We start from the raw sequence: 19,570 nt of genomic DNA, 5'->3' as shown, positions 1-19,570 counted from the left end.
TTCAACGTGCTACCGGAACGCTTGATCGGGAAGAGCTAACGAAGTCCTACTAGCCGCCGTGGAGCGCCCCGCTCAGCGGCGCGCGGCGGCCGTCAGGTGGTCCAGCATCCGCGCGACGGCGGGCACGCGCGCCAGGTCCGGCAGGGTCAGGGCCACGATCTCGCGCTGCACCACGGGCTCGACCGGGACGGTCCGGGCCCCCTTGTGCCGGACGGACTCCACCGCCAGCTCCGGCATCACCGCGACCCCGAGCCCGGCTCCCACCAGGCCGAAGACGGCCGGGTAGTCGTCCGTCGCGAAGTCGATCCGGGGCGTGAACCCGGCGCTCTCGCAGACCTCCACCAGGTGCCGGCGGCAGCGCGGGCAGCCCGCGATCCACGGCTCGTCGGCGAACTCGCCGATCGCCACCCGCTCCGCGTCCGCCAGCGGGTGCCCCTCGGGCACGACCCCCACCAGCCGGTCGGTCAGCAGCGGCCGCACCACCAGGTCGTCCCACTCGGCGGCCGCCTCCCCGCCGCGCACCTCGGGGTAGCGGAAGGCCAGCGCGACGTCCACGTCGCCGGCCCGCAACATGCCCACCGCGCGCGGCGGTTCGGCCTCGACGAGGGAGACCAGGGTGCCGGGGTGGGCGGACCGCATCTCGGCCAGGGCGGTGGGCACCAAGGTGGAGCTGCCGCTGGAGAACGAGACCAGCCGCACCCGGCCCGCGCGCAGCCCGGCGATGGCGGCGATCTCCTCCTCGGCGGCGGTGAGCCCGGCGAGGATCCCGGCGGCGTGCCGGACGAGGGCCTCGCCGGCCTCGGTGAGCCGCATCTCACGGCCGGTGCGGATCAGCAGCGGGGTCCCGGCGGACTGCTCCAGGGCCTTCATCTGCTGGCTGACCGCGGGCTGGGTGCAGCCCAGCTCGCGGGCGGCGGCCGAGAACGAACCGGTGCCGGCGACCGCGCGCAGCACTCTCAGATGGCGTGCCTCGATCATCCTTCGAGCATAAGCCCCGCTTGGAGGGACCGGAAACAATCAGGTCGACGCTTTGAGCCACGGCCGCCTACGCTCGGACGATGCGCGTCCTCTCCGTGAACACCGGCCGTGCCGCGACGGCCGCCGACCGCTCCGCCCCCGGTTCCTCCTTCACCGAGGGGCTGGGCTCGGGCATCGACAAGCGTCCCGCGGCGGGCCCCGTCGCCGTGGCCGCCCCGGGCCCCAAGGGGGTGGCCGGCAGCGGCCTCGCCGGGGACACGATCGTCTCGCTGCGCCACCACGGCGGCGACGACCAGGCGGTGTACGCGTTCGCCCGCGAGGACCTCGACGACTGGGAGCGCGCGCTGGGGCGGACGCTGCCGGACGGCTCGTTCGGCGAGAACCTCACCACCGTGGGAGTGGACGTGTCCGGCGCGCGGATCGGGGAGCGCTGGCGGGTGGGCGGGCGCCTGCTGCTGGAGGTGACCGCGCCGCGGATCCCCTGCCGGACGTTCGCCACCTGGCTGGGCGAGAACGGCTGGGTGCGGCGGTTCACCGAGGCCGCCGCCCCGGGCGCGTACCTGCGGGTGCTCGAACCCGGGGAGGTCCGTGCGGGTGATCCCGTCACCGTCGTCCACCGCCCCGGGCACGAGGTGTCGGTCTCCTTCGCCTTCCGCGCGCGGACGACGGAGCGGACGCTGCTGCCCCGCGTTCTGGCGGCGGGCGACGCCCTGCACCCCGAACTCCGGCGCAAGGCCGAGGAGTCGGCGCGCTCCGCCGTGTACCGCCCCGGCAACGGGTGAGGCCCACCGGGCACTAACGTTCCCTCATGACGACTGCACTGATCACGGGAGCGACGGCCGGCATCGGCGCGGCCTTCGCGCGACGGCTCGCCTCCGAAGGTCACAACCTGGTCCTCGTGGCCCGCGACGAGAAGCGGCTGAGCGAGCAGGCGACCGAGCTGCACGACCGGCACCGGGTGGAGGCCGAGGTGCTGCGGGCCGACCTGGCGACGGAGGAGGGCGTCGCCGCCGTCGAGTCCCGGCTCTCCGACCGCAAGCACCCGGTCGATCTGCTGGTCAACAACGCCGGCTTCGGCAACAAGGGCCGCTTCCTGGAGGTTCCCGTCCAGGACGAGCTCACCATGCTCAAGGTGCACTGCGAGGCGGTGCTGCGGCTGACGATGGCGGCCGCCCGCGGGATGCGCGAGCGCCGGCGCGGCGGCGTGGTCAACGTGGCGTCGGTCGCCGCGTTCGTGCCGCGCGGCACCTACGGGGCGAGCAAGGCGTGGGTCGTGCAGTTCACCCAGGGCGCGGCGCGGGACCTGGCGGGCAGCGGGGTGCGGCTGATGGCGCTGTGCCCGGGCTTCGTGCGCACCGAGTTCCACGAGCGGGCCGGGATGGGGACGGACAACATCCCGGGCTGGATGTGGCTGGACGCGGACCGGCTGGTGGACGCGGCGCTCAAGGACCTGGCGCGCGGCAAGTCCCTGTCGGTCCCGGACCCGCGCTACAAGGCGCTGACCGGGCTGTCGAAGTTCGTGCCGCGCGCGGCGCTGTCGCGGGTGTCGTCCACCACGGGCCGCAAGTACGGCCCGAACTGAGCACGCCGGAGGCCCGGCACCCCGCGACGGGGTGCCGGGCCTCCGTGGCCTTCAGCGCGTGGCTCAGTGCGCGTGGCCGTGGCCGTGACCGGCCTCGGCGGGCTCCTCTTCCTTCTTCTCGACGACCAGGGTCTCGGTCGTGAGCAGCAGGGAGGCGATGGAGGCGGCGTTCTCCAGGGCGGAGCGGGTGACCTTGACCGGGTCGATGACGCCGGCCTTCACCAGGTCGCCGTACTCGCCGGTGGCGGCGTTGAAGCCCTGGCCCTTGTCGAGCTCGGCGACCTTGGAGGTGATGACGTAGCCCTCCAGGCCGGCGTTCTCGGCGATCCAGCGCAGCGGCTCGACGGCGGCGCGGCGGACGACGGAGACGCCGGTGGCCTCGTCGCCGTCCTTGCCCAGGTTGCCGTCCAGCACCTTGACGGCGTGGACCAGCGCGGAGCCACCACCGGAGACGATGCCCTCCTCGACCGCGGCGCGGGTCGCGGAGATGGCGTCCTCCAGGCGGTGCTTCTTCTCCTTGAGCTCGACCTCGGTGGCCGCGCCCACGCGGATGACGCACACGCCGCCGGCGAGCTTGGCGAGGCGCTCCTGGAGCTTCTCGCGGTCCCAGTCGGAGTCGGTGGTCTCGATCTCGGCCTTGATCTGGGCCACGCGGCCCGCGACCTCGGAGGAGTCGCCCTTGCCGTCGACGATGGTGGTGTCGTCCTTGGTGACGGTCACGCGGCGGGCGGAGCCGAGGACCTCCAGGCCGACCTGGTCGAGCTTGAGGCCGACCTCCTCGGCGATGACGGTGGCACCGGTGAGGGTGGCCATGTCGCCGAGCATCGCCTTGCGGCGGTCGCCGAAGCCCGGGGCCTTGACGGCCACGGCGTTGAAGGTGCCGCGGATCTTGTTGACGACGAGGGTGGAGAGGGCCTCGCCCTCGACGTCCTCGGCGATGATCAGCAGCGGCTTGGAGCCACCGGCCTGGATGATCTTCTCCAGCAGCGGGAGCAGGTCCTGGATGGCGCCGATCTTGCCCTGGTGGATCAGGATGTACGGGTCGTCGAGGACGGCCTCCATGCGCTCCTGGTCCGAGACCATGTACGGCGAGAGGTAACCCTTGTCGAAGGCCATGCCCTCGGTGAAGTCCAGCTCCAGGCCGAAGGTGTTGGACTCCTCGACGGTGATCACACCGTCCTTGCCGACCTTGTCCATCGCCTCGGCGATGAGCTCGCCGACCTGCTTGTCCTGGGCGGACAGCGCGGCGACGGCGGCGATGTCGGTCTTGTCGTCGATCGGCCGGGAGGTCGCGAGGAGCTCCTCGGAGACGGCCTTGACGGCGGCGTCGATGCCCTTCTTCAGGGCGGCCGGGGAGGCGCCGGCGGCGACGTTGCGCAGACCCTCGCGGACCAGCGCCTGGGCCAGCACGGTGGCGGTGGTGGTGCCGTCGCCCGCGATGTCGTTGGTCTTGGTCGCCACCTCCTTGACGAGCTGGGCGCCCAGGTTCTCGTACGCGTCCTCGAGCTCGACCTCGCGGGCGATGGTGACGCCGTCGTTGGTGATGGTGGGGGCGCCGAACTTCTTGTCGATGACGACGTTGCGGCCCTTGGGGCCGATCGTCACCTTCACGGTGTCGGCAAGCTTGTTGACGCCGCGCTCGAGGGCGCGACGGGCGTCCTCGTCGAACTTCAGGGTCTTCGCCATGGGTTAATCCTTCGCCGTATCTCTCGGCTGAGCCGGGTCTCTCGGACGAACTGCGCCCCGGCCGCCCGGTTGGTGGACTCGGGCACCCGGGGCGCAGATCAAAAGCTTCGAAGTCTTGGAAGCTTCGGGTGAATTACTTCTCGATGATCGCGAGCACGTCGCGGGCCGAGAGGACGAGGTACTCGTCGCCGTTGTACTTCACCTCGGTGCCGCCGTACTTGCTGTAGAGCACGACGTCGCCGACCTTGACGTCGAGCGGCAGGCGCTCGCCGTTCTCGAAGCGGCCCGGGCCCACGGCCAGGACGGCGCCCTCCTGGGGCTTCTCCTTCGCGGTGTCCGGGATGACCAGGCCAGAGGCCGTGGTCTGCTCGGCGTCGAGCGGCTGGACCACAATGCGGTCCTCGAGCGGCTTGATGGCAACCTTGGAGCTGGTGGTCGTCACGATCCGACCTCCCCCTTCGGAGATCTCACGGGGTTAACTGTCTGAGGTGGCGACCAGGTCGATCCGTCGTCGCGGGTGCCGGACCTGCCCGTCGCTGTGTTTGGCACTCACCGGTGGAGAGTGCCAACGGAGCCGAGACTATGACGCGCTTAGCACTCGGTCAAGCGGAGTGCCAATTCCTCACCCGAGCGCGGCGCCCCGCGGACGTCACACATAGTCCTCCAGCCGCGCCACGGTGTAGCCCTGCCGCTGGATGCTCCGCAGCATGTTGGTCACCATGCGGGTCATCGTCGTGCCCTTGAGCTCCGCCGGGCCGCGGAAGTGGGCGAGCACGATGTCCCCGGGCCGGAGCTTGCCCGCCTCGGCGTACCTCATGTCGTTGATCTGCATCGTGGCCTGCCAGAGCACGACCGCCTTCACCCCGCAGGAGCCGGCGGCGGCGAGCGTGGCCTCGTTGTAGTTGCCGTACGGCGGGCGGAACAGCTCCGGCCGCTCGCCGAACCGCTTTTTCAGGACCTCCTGCTGGCCGCAGATCTCCCGCTTCTGCGCCCCGGCGGACAGGGTGCGCAGATTGGGATGGGTCAGCGTGTGGTTGTGCACACCGGCGCCCGGGGCGCGCAGTTTCCCGAAGTAGCCGTAGCCGCGCCCGGCGCGGGCGGCGCTGTCGGTCAGGAACATGCTGAAGGGCAGCTTGAGATCCTGGCCATCTCCAGGAGCTTCGGGTCCTTCTCGGCCCCGTCGTCGAAGGTCACGAAGACGACCTTGTCCTTGGTCGGCACGCGGCGGACGATCTGCGGCGGACCGCCCCTGTGGCGCTCCGTGAGCCGGTGCGCGGGCGGCGGCGGGGGCGGGGCCAGCGGCTTGTCCAGGCCCCAGCGGCGGTACGCGGCGGGGTCGGCGGACGGCGTCCTCGCGGGGGCGGGCTTCGCGGACGCGGACGCCGTCGGCCCGGCCTTCTTCCCGTCCTCCGGCGGCGAGGACGCGTCCGAACACCCGGAGAGCAGCAGGGCGGCGGCGCAGGCCGCGACTAGGGCACGAGCAGATGGGGTCACACCACCGATTCTCATCCATGTGTTCGGCCACGAATGCGCGCGGCTCCCCTCACCGAGATCCCATCACCGAGAATGGGACCGTGTCCGCACCATCCGATGTCACCGCCTTCACCGCCCTCCTCACCGACGAGGGCCGCCGCCTCCTCGACGGGCTGCGCGACCACGACCCGGCGCGGGAGCTGGCCGTCGCGACCCGGCTGCGCCGCGAGCACCCGGCCGAGCTGGTCTCCGCCGCGCTGGGCCAGGCGCGGCTGCGGCAGCGCGCGGTGGCGAAGTTCGGCGCGGAGGACGCGTACCGGATGTTCTTCACGCCCCACGGCGTCGAGCAGGCCACCCGCGCCTCCGTCGCCGCGTACCGCGCGGAGCGCTTCGCCGCGCTGGGCGTACGCCGCCTCGCCGACCTGTGCTGCGGCAACGGCGGCGACGCGATCGCCCTCGCCCGGGCCGGCATCTCCGTCCTCGCCGTCGACCGCGACCCGCTGACCTGCGAGGTCGCCCGGGCCAACGCGGCGGCGCTGGGGCTGTCCGACCTGATCGAGGTGCGCTGCGCGGACGTGGCGGAGGTGGACACGGACGGGTACGACGCGGTGTTCGTGGACCCGGCGCGGCGCGGCGGCCGGGGCCGTATCTTCGACCCCGAGGCGTACTCCCCGCCGCTGTCCTGGGCCGTCGGGGCGGCCCGCAAGGCCCCGCACGCCGCCCTGAAGATCGCCCCCGGCGTCCCGCACGAGGCCGTCCCCGAGGACGCCGAGGCGGAGTGGATCTCCGACGGGGGCGACGTGAAGGAGGCCGTCCTGTGGTTCGGCACCTCCCCGGGCACCCGCCGCGCCACCCTCCTGCCCGGCCCGCGCTCCCTCACCGGCGCCGGCCTCCCGGACCCGGCCGTCCGCCCCGTGGGCCGCTACCTCTACGAGCCGGACGGCGCGGTGATCCGCGCCCACCTCGTCGCAGACGTCGCCGAGCAGGTGGCCGGCGGGCTGATCGACGAGACGATCGCGTACGTGACCTCGGACGAGCTGCGCCCGACGGCGTACGCGGCGGCGTACGAGATCACGGACGTGCTGCCGTTCAACGTGAAGCGGCTGCGGGCGCTGGTGCGCGAGCGGGGCATCGGCGTCGCCGTGATCAAGAAGCGCGGTTCGGCGGTGGAGCCGGAGGAGCTGCGTAAGAAGCTGAAACTCGAAGGGGTGAACTCCTGTGTGATCGTCCTTACGCGGGTGGCGGGAGCACCGACGATGCTGCTGGGGCACCCGGTCCGGGCGTAGCCTGGCATGAGCGACAAGGGAGGAAAGCGATGGCCGCCGATCCCATCACCGAGCCGGTGAACAAGCCGCGCGAGCAGGACCCCATCGATCTGCTGATCGCGTTCGAAGAGGCATCCGAGGTGCCGATTCGGGCCGAGTACTTCGAGGGGATGGCGGTTGTGCCACCGCAGCCGGATTTCGACCACGGTGATGTCACCGGAGACCTTTACCACCAGTTGCGCTCTGCCGGAATCCGGCTGGCCGGCATGGGGATGGGGTTTCGCACCGGTGTGAAGGATGCGGACGAGACGCGCTCCCTCGCCGTCCCCGACTTCTACGTACTGCGTCGCCGGCCCACCGAGCTGGACGAGGCATACCGCAGGGCCCACAAGGGCTGGTACTCGACCGACCTCCTCGCCCTCGTCGGCGAGGTGACGTCCAGCAATCACGAGACGGACACCGGTCCCAAGTACCGCAGTTACGCCGCCGCGGGCATCCCGGTCTACGTGGTCATCAATCGCGAGGACGGCCACGCGTACGTGCACTCCGAGCCCGTCAGCGACGCGGAGGACCCCCGCCGGAGCCACTACCGCACCACCACGACCACCGAGCTCGGCGGAAAGCTGCCGCTGCCCGACCCGTACCCGCCGCTGGACACCTCCGTCCTGCCGCTCTGACGAAGGCCCTCACCCCAGCTCCGTGAGCTCCTCCGCGTAGATGGTGGCCAGCGGCTGCGGGCCCACGTACTGCTGGCAGTTGCAGCGCCCGCGCTCGTAGCCGACGGGCTTCTTGTCCGCGTCCCAGGCGACGGGGACCTGCACCGTCTCGTGGCACTTGCCCTGCTTGTCGTGCTTCGCGAGGTGGTGGCCGCAGCCGCACACCGGCTCCGGGGGCTTGCCCGCCGCCTCCAGGGCGGCCCGGTCCTCGCGCTTGGCCTCGATCAGTTCGAGCTTGCGCTTGTGCCGCTTGCCGAGGGCCGCGCTGACCGAATCGCGGAAGCCGGTGGCGATGCCCGCCAGCGGCCCTCCGAAGATCAAAGCCCACCACCACCAGTCCATGGCGGACTCCCTCCCGTTGCTCCCCGTGTGGTGCCGGACATCAGGATAAGGCGCCGACGCACCGGCCGGTACGGGCCGGAACCCGCGCCGGGCCGGTCGCCATCGGCACCGCTCGGCCGACGCGCTCCCGCCGGACGGTACGTGCACGCTGCACCACGGCCACCGCCGGACGGCCGAAACCGGCCCTTGTCACAACTCCCTTTCCGACAACAGGATTTCGGACCACGTGCCGGGAAATCCATGAGCGGAGGGACGCCGCATGGGGACCGTCTATCAGTCGGAATGCAGCAACGCCGAGCGGAAGGTCTGGTACAGCGGGATCGGCTACGTGCCGGGCAACGACGATTCCATCGTCATCGCCACACGCCAGGACATCGAGCGCTACACCCGCGATCCACAGGGCACTCCGCGCTTCTGGGAGCTGAGCGAAGGAGCCGAGCGGCCCGAGGACCGGGCCGTCTTCCTCGGGCTCTACCGGTCGTTCATCTACCAGGAGGCCCGCATCCTCGCCGTGCTCCGCGAACTCAACAAGCAGGCACAGGAGTTGCGCACCACTCTCAAGCCGGAGGTGTTCCGGCGGCACGAGGCCATGCTGGACAAGGAGGAGCGGCAGGAGTTTCCCAAGGCATCGAAGGCCATCGGGGAGCAGTTCCTCGAAGACTCGCTGCACGGCCCCCACTACATCGACGAGCTGGAACGGGACCCCCTGTACGCCGGGAAGAACCTGTTCGGCGCGGCCGCCGAGGCCGGCAAGGAGGCCTACCAGCTCGGTCGCCAGGAGATCGAGGACCTCATCCGCAGCCGGCAGCTGCCCCTCATCCGGGTCAACGAGCTCTACCAGGACAAGGGCCAGCAGGTCCGCAGCCACGCCGTCAAGATCAACCGCATCCTCGACCCGGGCGACTACACCGCGCAGCAGATCCCCGAGGACGCCCTGCGGGACATGGTCAACGCCCTGCGCACGGTGCAGCGCGAGTACCAGTTCCACGCCGACCTCACCTGGGCCGAGGAGCGCCGGCTGGTCCAGTACCGGCAGGACCAGTTCGATTACGCCCGGGCGGAGGAGGCGCGGAAGGCCGCCGAGAGCAAGGGCAAGGGCTGGCTGGGCATCCTCGGCGACATCCTGGGCGTGGTGTCCGCCGTCGCCGGCGCGCTCGCCTTCATCCCCGTCCTCACTCCGCTGGCCGGGCCGATCGCGCTGGCCACGGCGGCGGGTTCGCTGGCCGCGCACGCGGGGGACCACGCGCTGCGGGGTGACTGGGACAAGCCGGGGACCTGGGTCGAGCTCGGCACCGACATGCTGGGCGTCATCCCCGGCGTCAAGGCGGTCGCCACCGGCGTGCGGACGGCGTCGACGACCATGCGTGCGGTGGGCACGGCGGGCAAGGTGACCATCGCCGCCCGCGCGGGCAGCAAGGCGTTCCTGGCGGCGGCCGGCGGCAAGGCGGCCTCGGAGGCGTCGCCGGCGTTCCAGTACCTGGGCAAGCAGGCGGCCAGGCTGGGCAAGAACGTCGGCGCCAAGGGTGCCGCCAACATCGCGCGGGCGCTGGAGGGTTCGACGAACCTGCTCCTCCAGGTGCCGACGGTCATGGATCTGGTCGACGGCGAGGACGACAACGACGTCGATGCGGCGGGCGGCCTGGACCTGCTCTCCAGCGGCGCCCAGACCGTCGGGGACTGGGGGGCCGTGCGGCGGGTGCTCAAGAAGCCGACGGCCTCCTTCTCCCTGAAGACCTTCGCCAAGGCCCTCGCCTGACCCGGATCGGAGACCGCACCATGGCCGAACTCACCACCATTGAGCTGCCGTTCACCTTCTCCGTCCCCGAGGCGTTCGAGGACTGCGAGTTCGCGCTCTCCCCGGAGGAGCGGGCGGACCGCTTCCTCGCGAAGCTGAGCGCGCTCGACCCCAAGCCCTCCGACGAGGAGCTGCTGCACGCCCTGCTGGCCCAGCAGTCGCTCGTCGACCAGCTGGCCAACGCGGGCTGCGTCTACGCGGGCGTCATGCTGACCCGCCCCGAGCCGCCCCGCAAGGGCATCGCCTCGCTGCTGCTCACGGTGACCGTGCGGCCCAGCGAGCTGTCCGGCGACGCCACCCTCGAACGGCTCGCCCAGAGCATGGCGGCGACCTACCCGACGGCCGAGGTCGGCGTCGTCGTGCTGCCGGCCGGCCCCGCCGTGCTGTGCACGGAGGAGACCAAGGTCGGCGGCACGGTCAACCTGCTCGGCGCCGGCGGCGGGGACACCGTCGTCCGCCAGCTGCACGTCTTCGTCCCGATCCCGGGGCGGACGGCGATGGCCGACTTCTCGGTCTCCACGGAGAACACCGCGGACTGGGAGCACTACGTGGAGATCCTGGCGGGCGTCTGCCGGACGATTCAGTTCGCGTCGTCGTAGAGGTTCTTCCGGCTCAACTCGTGGACGTGGTCGTGGTCGTGGGTGTGCGCATGCCCATGACCCGGCACGTGCGGGTCGGTCACCGGCAGCGAGGAGTCCGCCGACAGGTCCCACGCCGACGCGCCCCGCCCGCGGGCCACCATCTCCGCGCCCAGGGCCGCCACCATCGCCCCGTTGTCCGTGCACAGCTTGGGGCGCGGCACCCGCAGGGTGATGCCCGCGTCCTCGCAGCGGCGCTCGGCCATCGCCCGCAGGCGGGTGTTGGCGGCGACGCCGCCGCCGATCATCAGGTGGTCCACGCCGTGGTCCTTGCAGGCGCGCACGGCCTTGCGGGTGAGCACGTCCACGACGGCCTCCTGGAAGGACGCGGCGACGTCGGCGACCGGCACGTCCTCGCCCGCCGCCCGCTTCGCCTCGATCCAGCGGGCGACGGCGGTCTTCAGGCCGGAGAAGGAGAAGTCGTAGACCGGGTCCCGGGGGCCGGTCAGGCCGCGCGGGAACCGTATGGCGTCCGGGTCGCCCTCGCGCGCGTACCGGTCGATGACCGGGCCGCCCGGGAAGCCGAGGTTGAGCACGCGGGCGACCTTGTCGAACGCCTCGCCCGCCGCGTCGTCGATGGTCGAGCCCAGCGGCCGGACGTCGGCGGTGATGTCGGGCGCGAGCAGCAGCGAGGAGTGGCCGCCGGAGACCAGCAGGGCCATCGTCGGCTCGGGCAGCGCGCCGTGTTCGAGCTGGTCGACGCAGATGTGCGAGGCGAGGTGGTTCACGCCGTAGAGCGGCTTGCCCAGGGCGTACGCGAACGCCTTGGCCGCCGAGACGCCCACCAGCAGCGCGCCCGCGAGGCCAGGGCCCGCGGTGACCGCGATGCCGTCGAGGTCCCGGGCGGTGACGCCCGCCTCCTTCAGCGCGCGCTGGATGGTGGGGACCATCGCCTCCAGGTGCGCCCGGGAGGCGACCTCCGGCACGACGCCGCCGAAGCGCGCGTGCTCGTCCACGCTGGACGCGACCGCGTCGGCGAGCAGGGTGTGGCCCCGGACGATGCCGACGCCCGTCTCGTCGCACGAGGTCTCGATGCCGAGGACGAGGGGTTCGTCAGCCTTGCGAGCCATGGGTCATTCCTTGCACAGCGGTTACGGGATCGGTGAGGCGCATGACGAGCGCGTCCACGTTGCCGGGCTGGTAGTAGCCGCGCCGGATGCCGACGGGCTCGAAGCCGAAGCGTTCGTAGAGGCGCTGTGCGCGGGTGTTGTCGACGCGCACCTCCAGGAGCACCTCGCGGCACTCGAAGGCGGTGGCGGCGGCGAGGAGTTCGCCCAGGAGCCGCGAGCCGAGGCCGGTGCTCCAGTGTTCGAAGGCGACGGCGATGGTCTGCACGTCGCCGGTGCCGTCGACCGCGGCGAGGCCCGCGTAGCCGACGACGCGGCCGTCGCCGTCCTCGGCGACGACGTAGCGGCGGGTGGCGCCCGCGCCCCGGGCGTGCGCCAGCTCGGACCAGAACAGGCCCTTGGACCAGGCGTCCTGCGGGAAGAGGGCACGCTCCAGCTCCAGCACGGCCGGGATGTCCCACCAGCGCATCTCCCGGACGCGCGCGTTCCCGTCTCCTGCCCCCTGGGCGCTCACTTCGGTGTGACCACCTTGTAGTTGGCGGGGACCTGGGCGTCCGGGCGGCGCAGGTACAGCGGCTGCGGCGGCAGGAACTCGCCGTCGGTGCGCAGCTTCTCCGCCGCCAGGGCGGCCAGCGCCGCGGCGGACTGGTGCTGGGGCAGGTCGGCGCGGACGTCGCTGAACGCGTCGGCGTACAGGACGGCGCCGGCGCCGACGGCCGTCAGCCCGGCCAGCGGCTCGGTCAGGTCGCCGGGCCGGTCCACGGCGGGCTCGGTGACGCGGGTGCGGGCGTCCGCGTAGCGGGCCCAGTAGACCTCCTTGCGGCGGGCGTCCGTGGCCACCACGAACTCGCCGGTCAGCCCGGCCCGCCCGGCGGCGTACGCGATGCCGTCCAGCGAGCACAGGCCGTGGACGGGGACGTCCAGCGTGGCCGCGAAGGTCGCGGCGGTCACGATGCCGACACGCAGGCCGGTGTACGGGCCGGGGCCTACGCCGACGACGACGCCGGTGACCTCGTCGAGCCCGCGGCCCGCCTCGCCGAGCACCCGGTCCACGGCGGGCAGCAGCAGCTCCCCGTGCCGGCGGGCGTCAACCTGGTTCGACTCGGCCACGACGGAGTCGCCGTCGTGGAGGGCTACGGTGACGGCGGGAGTGGCGGTATCAAGAGCGAGCAGCAGCACAATGACAAGCCTACGGCGCGCCGTGGGGCGGCCGGTGCGCGCGTAGGGTCCCGCACGGGGGCCGCCGGGGGCGCGGCGGGAGCACGCCCGGGTGCTACGGTCAGCCGCACAGCCGTACGGAGGAGAGAGGGTACGCAGCGTGGCACGCAGCAGCTCGGGGGTCTTCGTGGCCGGGCTCACGGCGGCGGCACTGGCCGCGGTCGGTTACCTCGCGTACGAGGCGTCGGCCGCGCCCGACCGTCCGGCCCGCGGTACTCACGCGTCCGCCACGCCGTCCGGGGCCGCGAGCGGCAAGGGCGGCGAGGCGAAGGGCGGCCCCGCGAAGGACGCGCCGCCCGCCGTCCCCGCGAACTCGGGCGAGGGCAAGCGGGTCGTCTATTCCGTGGGCCAGAAGCGGGTGTGGCTGGTGGGCGCCGCCGGCCCGAAGGGCGCGAAGACCTTCGAGGTGGCGCCGAGCACGGTGGATCCGAAGCCGGGGGTGTACGCGGTGACCTCGCGCGACCCGAACGGCACCGGCTCGGACGGGGTCCCGATCGAGCACATCGTGCGCTTCCACCGGGACGCGGCGGGTGTCGTCTTCGGCTTCAGCGCGGCCGTGGACGGCTCGTCGCCGGACCCGAAGCCGGCGAAGAAGACGGGCGGAATCCGCGAGAAGTCGGCCGACGGGCGGGCGATGTGGGACTTCGCGCCCAAGGGCACGAGGGTGGTCGTGGTCCCGTAGGGGTTCCTGCCCCCGGCCCGCCCTTTCACCGTTTCTCCCGGGGCTCCGCCCCTCGGCCCGGCACCGTGCTTCGCGCGGTGGCTTTGCCCCCTGCGCCCCCACCGGGGGCTCCGCCCCCTGGACCCCCGCAACCGCGCTGCGCGCGGTTGTCCTCAAGCGCCGGACGGGCTCCGCCCCGGACCCCGTATCGCGGCTCCGCCGCTCGTCCTCAAGCGCCGGACAGGCTGGGTCGGCGCGCCCGGGCTGAATCAGCGCGCCCGGGCTGGAGTGCCGACCTGCGCTGGATATCCAGCGCGGGCGCGAATCCAGCCCGTCCGGCGCTTGAGGACAGCGCCCGAAGGGCGCTTCAGGGGCCCAGGGGGCGAAGCCCCCGGTCAACGGCGGCGGAGCCGCGATACGGGCCCCGGGGCGGAGCCCCCGCTCACCGCGCGAAGCACGGTGCCGGGCCGAGGGGCGGAGCCCCGGAAGAAACGGTGAAAGGGCGGGCCGGGGGCGAAGTAAACCCACGCACCCCCACCCCCGTCCCACGGACGAGCGATCTCAGGCCGCGTCCCGCTCCTCGGCCGGCCTCATCGGATCCACCGAATCCACCGAATCCGCCGGCTCCGCCGGCTGCCGCTCCGGTGCCCGCGGCGGAGTCGAGATCGCGTCGGCCGCCGCGCAGGACGCGAGCAGGTCACGCATCGAAGGACGGTCCTCGGGACCGGAGGACCCGGAGGGCACGGAAGACCCGGAGGGCACGGGGCGGCGGTGATCCACGGCGGCGGCAGGACGCTGTTGGGCCGACATGAATGCCTCCTCGGGCAGCCGGTCATGGTTAGGTAGACCTAACCAGGTCTCTCCCCTCCATGTCACCACGCCCGGCGCCGCAGGCGCAACATCTTCCCGACGCCTTGTCGGTTACTTGTCGGCGATTCCGGTTGACGTCACCGACGTCAGCCGAGCACCCCGAGATCCACGCCGGACCACCGCTGTCCCACGCCGCTCACGGTCACCGTGCGCACGTCCTCGTCCGTGGGCACACCGTCCGCTTCCGCGCCCACGGCGCGGCCGATGACGACCCGCAGCCGGTCCTCGGACAGGTCCTCGACCTTGCCGTCGCCCCACTCGACGACGGTCACCGACTCGGGCAGCGAGACGTCCAGGTCCAGGTCCTCCATCTCGTCCAGCCCGCCGGACAGCCGGTAGGCGTCGACGTGGACCAGGGCCGGGCCGCCGGACAGCGACGGGTGCACCCGCGCGATCACGAAGGTCGGGGAGGTGACGGCACCGCGCACCCCGAGCCCCTCGCCGAGGCCGCGCGTCAGCGTCGTCTTGCCCGCGCCGAGCTCGCCGGAGAGCAGCACCAGGTCGCCGGCGCGCAGCAGGCCGGCGAGTCTGCGGCCCAGCTCGCGCATGTCCTCGGCGGTCTTGACGGTGAGCGTGGCGGTCGTGGCGGTGGACGCGTTCATACCGCCCGATGGTACGGGCCGGCCCTAGGCGCGCGGGGCGCGCGCGGTCTCCCGGGCCGCGGCCAGCAGCGCGGCCAGCCGCTCGTCGACGACGTCCGGCCGCTCCAGCGTCACCAGGTGTCCCGCGCCGGGGACGACGACCAGCTCGGCCTCCGGCAGCTCCGCTGCCACCGCCTCGCTGTGCCCGCTCGGCGTGACCAGGTCCTTCTCCCCCGCGAGCACCAGCGTCGGGCGCCCGCGGAAGGCCCGCAGCGCCGCCGCCTTCTCGTGCGCCACGAACGCCGGGTAGAACTCGGCGACCACGTCCACCGGCGTCGCCTCCAGCAGCCGCTCCGCGAAGCGGGCGACCGCCGGGTCCACGTCCCGGGAGCCGAACGAGTAGCGCCGGTAGACGCCGGAGAGCAGGTCGGAGCCGAGCCGGCGGCCCTTCTCGACCAGCTCCGTGCGGTCGGTCATCAGCCGGAACGCGCCCGGCAGGACGCGCCGCACCACGCTCATCCCCGCGGCCGGCAGCCCGAAGGTCAGCTCCGCGAGCTTCCCCGAGGACGTGCCGACGAAGGCGGCGCCGACGACGCGCTCCGCGATCAGCCCGGGGAACTGGCCGGCCAGCGCCATCTGCGTCATGCCGCCCATCGAGTGCCCCACCAGCACCAGCGGCCCCTCGGGCGCGGCGGCGTCGATCACCGCCGCCAGGTCGCGCCCCAGCAGGTCGATGGAGGGCGGCGCCGTACGCCCCCGCCCGGAGCGGCCGTGGCTGCGCTGGTCCCAGTAGACGGCGCGGACGCCGGCGGCGCGCAGGGCCGCGCGCTGGAAGTGCCAGGAGTCCTGGCCGAGGCAGTAGCCGTGGCTGAGGATGACGGTGAGGTCCGGCGCCCCCTCGTCCACCTCGTAGTAGAGCTCGGTGCCGTCCTCCGCGACCGCCGTCCCCGGCGTGCCGCGCAGCGTCCCGTACGGGCCCGTCGCGTCCAGCGCGAGCCGGGCCCGGTGGCGCATGCCGCGCCCGACCGTGAGCCGCTCCACGGCGACGCCCGCCGCCGCTCCGGCGGCCAGGAGACCCACCGCCGCGCCGGCCAGGCCCGCACCGCGCAGCCGCCCGGACTCGGTCATGCGCCGGCGTCCCCTTCGTCCACGTACACGCGGGGCACCCGCCCGGTGATGCGCGTGATCACCTCGTAGGCGATGGTCCCGGTCGCCTCCGCCCAGTCCTCGGCGGTCGGCTCGCCCCGGTCGCCGGGGCCGAAGAGGACCGCCTCGTCGCCGACGGCGGCCGTGTCGTCGCCCAGGTCGACCACGAACTGGTCCATCGCGACCCGGCCCGCCACCGTCCGCCGCTTGCCCGCGACCAGCACCGGGCCGGTGCCGGAGGCCGCGCGCGGGATGCCGTCCGCGTAGCCCAGCGGGACCAGCGCGAGCGTCGTCTCGGCCGGCGTCGTGTACAGGTGCCCGTACGAGACGCCGTGGCCGGCCGGCACCCGCTTCACCGACGCGAGGGACGCGGTCAACGTCATCACCGGCCGCAGCCCCAGCTCGGCGGAGGTGCCGATCTCCGGGCTCGGCGATATCCCGTACATCGCGACGCCGGTGCGCACCAGGTCGAAGTGGGACTCCGGCAGGGTCAGGGTGGCCGGCGAGTTGGCGTGGTGCCGCACCTCCGGGGTGAGGCCCTGGGCCTCGGCGTACGCCACGGCGTCCCGGAAGACGGCCAGCTGCGCGGGGATCGAGGGGTGGCCGGGCTCGTCGGCGCAGGCGAAGTGCGACCAGATGCCGGTGACGCGCAGGCTGCCCGCCTCCTCCGCCTCGCGGGCGGCGGCCACCAGCTTCTCCCAGTCGGCGGGCGCGCAGCCGTTGCGCCCCAGACCGGTGTCGATCTTGAGCTGGACGCGGGCGGGGCGGCCGGCGGCGCGGACCGCCGCCAGCACCTCCTCCAGGGCCCACAGCCCGCTCACCGCGATGTCGACGTCCGCCGCGACGGCCTCCCGGAACGGCCCGCCCGGCGTCCACAGCCAGCACATCAGCCGGCCCGTGTCACCGGCCGCCCGCAGCGCCAGCGCCTCCTCCGGCGTGGCCGTGCCGACCCACGTGGCACCGGCCTGCCGCGCCGCCCGCGCGCAGGGCACCGCCCCGTGCCCGTACGCGTCCGCCTTGACCACTGCCATCAGCTGCGCCTTGGGGGCACGGGCCCGCAGCGCGCGCACGTTGGCCCGCAGCGCGGCCAGATCGACCACGGCACGGGCGCGCATCGGTGTCTCGTTCATCCCCGCCAGTGTCTCAGGCCCGGGGGCCGGGAGTGCGGCCCCGGTGGCCGTGGGGAGACTGGGAACCATGAGAACTGGTTTCAGCGTCGGAACCGTAAGGGCCGCCGAGCGCGCGCTCATGGCCGAACTCCCCGAGGGCGCGCTGATGCAGCGCGCCGCGGCCGGACTCGCCGCCGCCTGCGCCGGCCTGCTGGGCCGGGTGTACGGGGCGCGGGTCGCGCTCCTGGTCGGCAGCGGCGACAACGGCGGCGACGCCCTCTTCGCCGGGGCGCGCCTGGCCCGGCGGGGCGCCGGCGTGACCGCCGTGCTCCTCGCGCCGGAGCGCACGCACGCGGGCGGCCTGCGCGCACTGCGCGCCGCCGGCGGCCGGGCGGTGCCCGCCACGGCGGGCGTACCGGCCGTCGAACGGGCCGACCTCGTTATGGACGGCATCGTCGGCATCGGCGGCACGGGCGGCCTGCGCCCGGAGGCGCTGCCGCTGGTGCGCGCGGCGGAGGGCGCCCTCGTGGTCGCCGTGGACCTGCCGAGCGGGGTGGACGCGGACACGGGCGAGGTCCGGGGGGACGCGGTCCGGGCCGACGCGACGGTCACCTTCGGGGCGTACAAGCCCGGCCTGCTGATCGACCCGGCGCGCGAGCACGCGGGCGCCCCTCACCTCGTCGACATCGGCCTGAACCTCCCCTCCGTCCCCGACGTCGAGGCCCTGCAACACGCCGATGTCGCCCGCCTCCTCCCCCGCCCCGCCGCCGAGAGCGACAAGTACCGCCGCGGCGTCGTCGGCATCGTCGCCGGGTCCGCCCGCTACCCCGGCGCGGCCGTCATGGCCGTCGCGGGCGCCCTGCACGGCGGCGCGGGCGCGGTCCGCTACACGGGTCCCGCGGCGGACGCGGTGATCGCCCGCTTCCCCGAGACGCTGGTGACGGCCGGTCCCCCGTCCGCCGCGGGCCGCGTCCAGTCCTGGGTCGTGGGCCCCGGCCTCGGCGACGACCCCGCGGCCCGCCGCGCCCTGGACGACGTCCTCGCCTCCGACGTCCCGGCGCTGCTGGACGCCGACGCCCTGCGCCTCCTCTCCCCCGACACCCTCCGCGCCCGCCGCGCCGGGACCGTCCTCACCCCCCACGCGGGCGAGGCGGCCGCGCTCCTCGGCCTGACGCGCGAGGAGGTCGAGTCCTCCCGCCTCGCCTCGGTCCGCACCCTGGCGGCCCGCTACGGCGTGACGGCCCTCCTGAAGGGCTCGACCACCCTGATCGCGGACGCCTCGGGCTCCCCCGTCCGCGTCAACCCCACCGGCACCGGCTGGCTGGCGACGGCCGGCAGCGGCGACGTCCTGAGCGGCCTGGCGGGCGCCCTGCTGGCAGCGGGCCTGCGGGGCATGGACGCGGCGGCGGCGGCGGCCTACCTGCACGGCCTCGCGGCCCGCTCGCTGGGCGCGGCGCCGCTGACGGCGATGGGGGTGGCGGAGGGGGTGCGGGGGGTGTGGCGGGACGTGGCGGTCGGCTGATCCTCGGACGGAGGTGTGTACGGCGCCGTAGCCTCGGCACAGAGTGGAGGGAGCCTCTCGTATGGCCGATGCCGTCATCCGCGTCCCCGCCGAAGTACGCGATCGCCTCGCCACGGCCGCCGCCGCAGAGGGCATGTCGCTGGGCGACTACCTCATCCGGCTGGCCGGAAGACTCCCTGCGGGGGGAGAGATCGCACTGAACAGACCGTGGACGCCGGTCTGTTGCCACACGAATGGAACGGCTACGACCCCAGCCCGGACGAGGCCGCACAACTGGATGCCGAGCTGAACCGACGTCTCGCGAAGGCCGCCTGCGGAGCGGTTGCCAATAGACTGACCCCATGAGCCTTGCTGAGGTCTACCGGCATCTTCGCGAGTACCGGGACGGGCTCGTCCCTCCGCCGGGGTTCGCCCCGCCGGAGATCAGCGGCGGGCAAATCATCATGATGATGAGCCCTTCCCGGGCCCATGACCTGAATGCCCTGCGCATCCGCCGTCAGCTCGATTCCCAGCTCACGGGAGACTTGGTCGCCGTGAACCTCGGGGACGTCGAGGAGGTCTCGCTCGGCAAGCTCCGCCGCCCGGACGTTCTCGTCGTCCCCGAGGCCGCCTTCGACGCCGACACGAGCGAAGAAGACGCCCGGGGCATCGATCCGCACACCGTCCGCCTCCTGGTCGAGATCGTCTCTCCGTCCAATCCGGAGAACGACTACGAGGGCAAGATGCGTGACTACCCCGCCATGGGTGTACCGCACTACTTGATCGTGGATCCGCGCACCGGCGCATGCGTTCACCACTGGCACATCGGGTCTCACGACGGCGTGCCCGTCTACGAGGGAACGGCCCCGTACGCCTTCGGCGACAAGATCGCCATTGGCGAGTGGACCCTCGACACGAGCGAGCTGCGCCGCTACAGGTAAT

At 73.3% G+C, this 19,570-nt stretch carries 20 protein-coding genes and 1 pseudogene; 9 read left to right on the top strand and 12 right to left on the bottom strand.

The features are described 5' to 3' along the window. Positions 1–72 precede the first annotated feature (72 nt). Positions 73–978 carry a LysR family transcriptional regulator gene (locus I5Q34_RS13275; protein ID WP_199892376.1) on the bottom strand — a complete coding sequence of 302 codons (906 nt, stop codon included), beginning with the start codon at positions 976–978 and terminating at the stop codon, positions 73–75. An 80-nt stretch (positions 979–1,058) separates the two neighbouring features. Between I5Q34_RS13275 and I5Q34_RS13270 the strand changes: the two genes are divergently transcribed. Together I5Q34_RS13270 and I5Q34_RS13265 are read left to right on the top strand one after the other, a co-directional pair. Then, complete coding sequence (locus I5Q34_RS13270; protein WP_199892375.1) at positions 1,059–1,760, top strand: MOSC domain-containing protein; 702 nt, start codon at positions 1,059–1,061, stop codon at positions 1,758–1,760. 26 nt (positions 1,761–1,786) lie between these two features. Next, the gene (locus I5Q34_RS13265) at positions 1,787–2,560 is read left to right on the top strand and encodes an SDR family oxidoreductase (RefSeq protein ID WP_199892374.1); all 774 of its coding nucleotides are present in this window, start codon (positions 1,787–1,789) and stop codon (positions 2,558–2,560) included. A gap of 63 nt (positions 2,561–2,623) precedes the next feature. Here the strand turns inward: I5Q34_RS13265 and groL are convergent, their stop codons facing one another. The 3 genes and pseudogenes from groL to I5Q34_RS13250 all read right to left on the bottom strand — a co-directional run bounded on the left by groL (position 2,624) and on the right by I5Q34_RS13250 (position 5,755). After that, on the bottom strand, positions 2,624–4,246 hold the full coding sequence (gene groL / locus I5Q34_RS13260) for a chaperonin GroEL (RefSeq protein ID WP_199892373.1): 1,623 nt from the start codon (positions 4,244–4,246) through the stop codon (positions 2,624–2,626). Positions 4,247–4,379: 133 nt separating this feature from the next. After that, positions 4,380–4,688, bottom strand: a complete 309-nt coding sequence (gene groES, locus I5Q34_RS13255) for a co-chaperone GroES (protein WP_066995800.1) — start codon at positions 4,686–4,688, stop codon at positions 4,380–4,382. A gap of 207 nt (positions 4,689–4,895) precedes the next feature. Beyond that, a pseudogene (locus I5Q34_RS13250) lies at positions 4,896–5,755 on the bottom strand (polysaccharide deacetylase family protein). 47 nt (positions 5,756–5,802) lie between these two features. Between I5Q34_RS13250 and I5Q34_RS13245 the strand changes: the two are divergent. Beyond that, positions 5,803–7,005, top strand: coding sequence for a methyltransferase domain-containing protein (locus I5Q34_RS13245; protein ID WP_374193019.1), 1,203 nt, complete (start codon positions 5,803–5,805; stop codon positions 7,003–7,005). Positions 7,006–7,034: 29 nt separating this feature from the next. Continuing rightward, positions 7,035–7,661, top strand: a complete 627-nt coding sequence (locus I5Q34_RS13240) for a Uma2 family endonuclease (RefSeq protein ID WP_199892371.1) — start codon at positions 7,035–7,037, stop codon at positions 7,659–7,661. Between the two features lie 9 nt (positions 7,662–7,670). Here I5Q34_RS13240 and I5Q34_RS13235 read toward each other — a convergent pair whose 3' ends face one another. Continuing rightward, the gene (locus tag I5Q34_RS13235; RefSeq protein ID WP_199892370.1) at positions 7,671–8,042 is read right to left on the bottom strand and encodes a hypothetical protein; all 372 of its coding nucleotides are present in this window, start codon (positions 8,040–8,042) and stop codon (positions 7,671–7,673) included. Positions 8,043–8,301: 259 nt separating this feature from the next. Here I5Q34_RS13235 and I5Q34_RS13230 point away from each other — a divergent pair, with 259 nt between their 5' ends. Together I5Q34_RS13230 and I5Q34_RS13225 are read left to right on the top strand one after the other, a co-directional pair. Next, positions 8,302–9,798 (top strand): hypothetical protein, encoded by a 1,497-nt coding sequence (locus tag I5Q34_RS13230; protein ID WP_199892369.1) that lies wholly within the window; start codon positions 8,302–8,304, stop codon positions 9,796–9,798. Positions 9,799–9,818: 20 nt separating this feature from the next. Continuing rightward, on the top strand, positions 9,819–10,436 hold the full coding sequence (locus I5Q34_RS13225) for a hypothetical protein (protein ID WP_199892368.1): 618 nt from the start codon (positions 9,819–9,821) through the stop codon (positions 10,434–10,436). Here I5Q34_RS13225 and tsaD read toward each other — a convergent pair. Genes tsaD through tsaB form a run of 3 tightly spaced genes read right to left on the bottom strand, consistent with a single transcriptional unit; the run spans position 10,418 to position 12,721 of the window. Next, the gene (gene tsaD, locus I5Q34_RS13220) at positions 10,418–11,545 is read right to left on the bottom strand and encodes a tRNA (adenosine(37)-N6)-threonylcarbamoyltransferase complex transferase subunit TsaD (protein WP_199892367.1); all 1,128 of its coding nucleotides are present in this window, start codon (positions 11,543–11,545) and stop codon (positions 10,418–10,420) included. The genes I5Q34_RS13225 and tsaD overlap by 19 nt on opposite strands. Then, a complete protein-coding gene (gene rimI, locus I5Q34_RS13215) occupies positions 11,529–12,011 on the bottom strand; it encodes a ribosomal protein S18-alanine N-acetyltransferase (protein WP_199892939.1) in 483 nt (160 codons plus the stop codon). Before rimI ends, tsaD begins: the two co-directional genes overlap by 17 nt. A 41-nt stretch (positions 12,012–12,052) precedes the next feature. Then, complete coding sequence (tsaB, locus tag I5Q34_RS13210; RefSeq protein WP_199892366.1) at positions 12,053–12,721, bottom strand: tRNA (adenosine(37)-N6)-threonylcarbamoyltransferase complex dimerization subunit type 1 TsaB; 669 nt, start codon at positions 12,719–12,721, stop codon at positions 12,053–12,055. Between the two features lie 139 nt (positions 12,722–12,860). Here tsaB and I5Q34_RS13205 point away from each other — a divergent pair, with 139 nt between their 5' ends. Further along, positions 12,861–13,442: a hypothetical protein gene (locus I5Q34_RS13205; protein ID WP_199892365.1), complete on the top strand. Its 582-nt coding sequence runs from the start codon at positions 12,861–12,863 to the stop codon at positions 13,440–13,442. Between the two features lie 540 nt (positions 13,443–13,982). Here I5Q34_RS13205 and I5Q34_RS36020 read toward each other — a convergent pair. The 4 genes from I5Q34_RS36020 to alr form a co-directional block, all read right to left on the bottom strand. Then, a complete protein-coding gene (locus tag I5Q34_RS36020; protein ID WP_374193008.1) occupies positions 13,983–14,126 on the bottom strand; it encodes a hypothetical protein in 144 nt (47 codons plus the stop codon). 251 nt (positions 14,127–14,377) lie between these two features. After that, positions 14,378–14,893: a tRNA (adenosine(37)-N6)-threonylcarbamoyltransferase complex ATPase subunit type 1 TsaE gene (gene tsaE, locus I5Q34_RS13195; RefSeq protein WP_199892363.1), complete on the bottom strand. Its 516-nt coding sequence runs from the start codon at positions 14,891–14,893 to the stop codon at positions 14,378–14,380. A 24-nt stretch (positions 14,894–14,917) separates the two neighbouring features. Then, positions 14,918–16,000 carry an alpha/beta fold hydrolase gene (locus I5Q34_RS13190; protein ID WP_199892362.1) on the bottom strand — a complete coding sequence of 361 codons (1,083 nt, stop codon included), beginning with the start codon at positions 15,998–16,000 and terminating at the stop codon, positions 14,918–14,920. Beyond that, positions 15,997–17,148, bottom strand: a complete 1,152-nt coding sequence (gene alr, locus I5Q34_RS13185) for an alanine racemase (RefSeq protein ID WP_199892361.1) — start codon at positions 17,146–17,148, stop codon at positions 15,997–15,999. The genes I5Q34_RS13190 and alr overlap by 4 nt, the downstream gene beginning before the upstream one ends. A 67-nt stretch (positions 17,149–17,215) precedes the next feature. Here alr and I5Q34_RS13180 point away from each other — a divergent pair, with 67 nt between their 5' ends. After that, entirely contained in the window at positions 17,216–18,649 is a 1,434-nt protein-coding gene (locus tag I5Q34_RS13180; RefSeq protein WP_199892360.1) for an NAD(P)H-hydrate dehydratase, read from the top strand. Positions 18,650–18,990: 341 nt separating this feature from the next. Continuing rightward, positions 18,991–19,569 (top strand): Uma2 family endonuclease, encoded by a 579-nt coding sequence (locus I5Q34_RS13175; protein ID WP_199892359.1) that lies wholly within the window; start codon positions 18,991–18,993, stop codon positions 19,567–19,569. The last annotated feature ends 1 nt before the right edge of the window (position 19,570 follow it).

Source organism: Streptomyces sp. AV19, assembly GCF_015999245.1.
In the GTDB taxonomy this organism is placed as follows: Bacteria; Actinomycetota; Actinomycetes; order Streptomycetales; family Streptomycetaceae; genus Streptomyces.
Note: the sequence above shows the minus strand (reverse complement) of the source record. Positions and strands in the feature narration are given on the sequence as shown.

Bases quoted from the DNA above. Each gene is read 5' to 3' on its own strand.
- groL (WP_199892373.1), bottom strand. From the start codon at position 4,246: ATGGCGAAGACCCTGAAGTTCGACGAGGACGCCCGTCGCGCCCTCGAG.
- I5Q34_RS13225 (WP_199892368.1), top strand. From the start codon at position 9,819: ATGGCCGAACTCACCACCATTGAGCTGCCGTTCACCTTCTCCGTCCCC.
- I5Q34_RS13175 (WP_199892359.1), top strand. From the start codon at position 18,991: ATGAGCCTTGCTGAGGTCTACCGGCATCTTCGCGAGTACCGGGACGGG.
- I5Q34_RS13265 (WP_199892374.1), top strand. From the start codon at position 1,787: ATGACGACTGCACTGATCACGGGAGCGACGGCCGGCATCGGCGCGGCC.
- tsaD (WP_199892367.1), bottom strand. From the start codon at position 11,545: ATGGCTCGCAAGGCTGACGAACCCCTCGTCCTCGGCATCGAGACCTCG.
- I5Q34_RS13275 (WP_199892376.1), bottom strand. From the start codon at position 978: ATGATCGAGGCACGCCATCTGAGAGTGCTGCGCGCGGTCGCCGGCACC.
- I5Q34_RS36020 (WP_374193008.1), bottom strand. From the start codon at position 14,126: ATGCGTGACCTGCTCGCGTCCTGCGCGGCGGCCGACGCGATCTCGACT.
- I5Q34_RS13235 (WP_199892370.1), bottom strand. From the start codon at position 8,042: ATGGACTGGTGGTGGTGGGCTTTGATCTTCGGAGGGCCGCTGGCGGGC.
- tsaE (WP_199892363.1), bottom strand. From the start codon at position 14,893: ATGAACGCGTCCACCGCCACGACCGCCACGCTCACCGTCAAGACCGCC.
- rimI (WP_199892939.1), bottom strand. From the start codon at position 12,011: ATGCGCTGGTGGGACATCCCGGCCGTGCTGGAGCTGGAGCGTGCCCTC.
- I5Q34_RS13230 (WP_199892369.1), top strand. From the start codon at position 8,302: ATGGGGACCGTCTATCAGTCGGAATGCAGCAACGCCGAGCGGAAGGTC.
- I5Q34_RS13190 (WP_199892362.1), bottom strand. From the start codon at position 16,000: ATGACCGAGTCCGGGCGGCTGCGCGGTGCGGGCCTGGCCGGCGCGGCG.
- alr (WP_199892361.1), bottom strand. From the start codon at position 17,148: ATGAACGAGACACCGATGCGCGCCCGTGCCGTGGTCGATCTGGCCGCG.
- I5Q34_RS13240 (WP_199892371.1), top strand. From the start codon at position 7,035: ATGGCCGCCGATCCCATCACCGAGCCGGTGAACAAGCCGCGCGAGCAG.
- I5Q34_RS13180 (WP_199892360.1), top strand. From the start codon at position 17,216: ATGAGAACTGGTTTCAGCGTCGGAACCGTAAGGGCCGCCGAGCGCGCG.
- I5Q34_RS13270 (WP_199892375.1), top strand. From the start codon at position 1,059: ATGCGCGTCCTCTCCGTGAACACCGGCCGTGCCGCGACGGCCGCCGAC.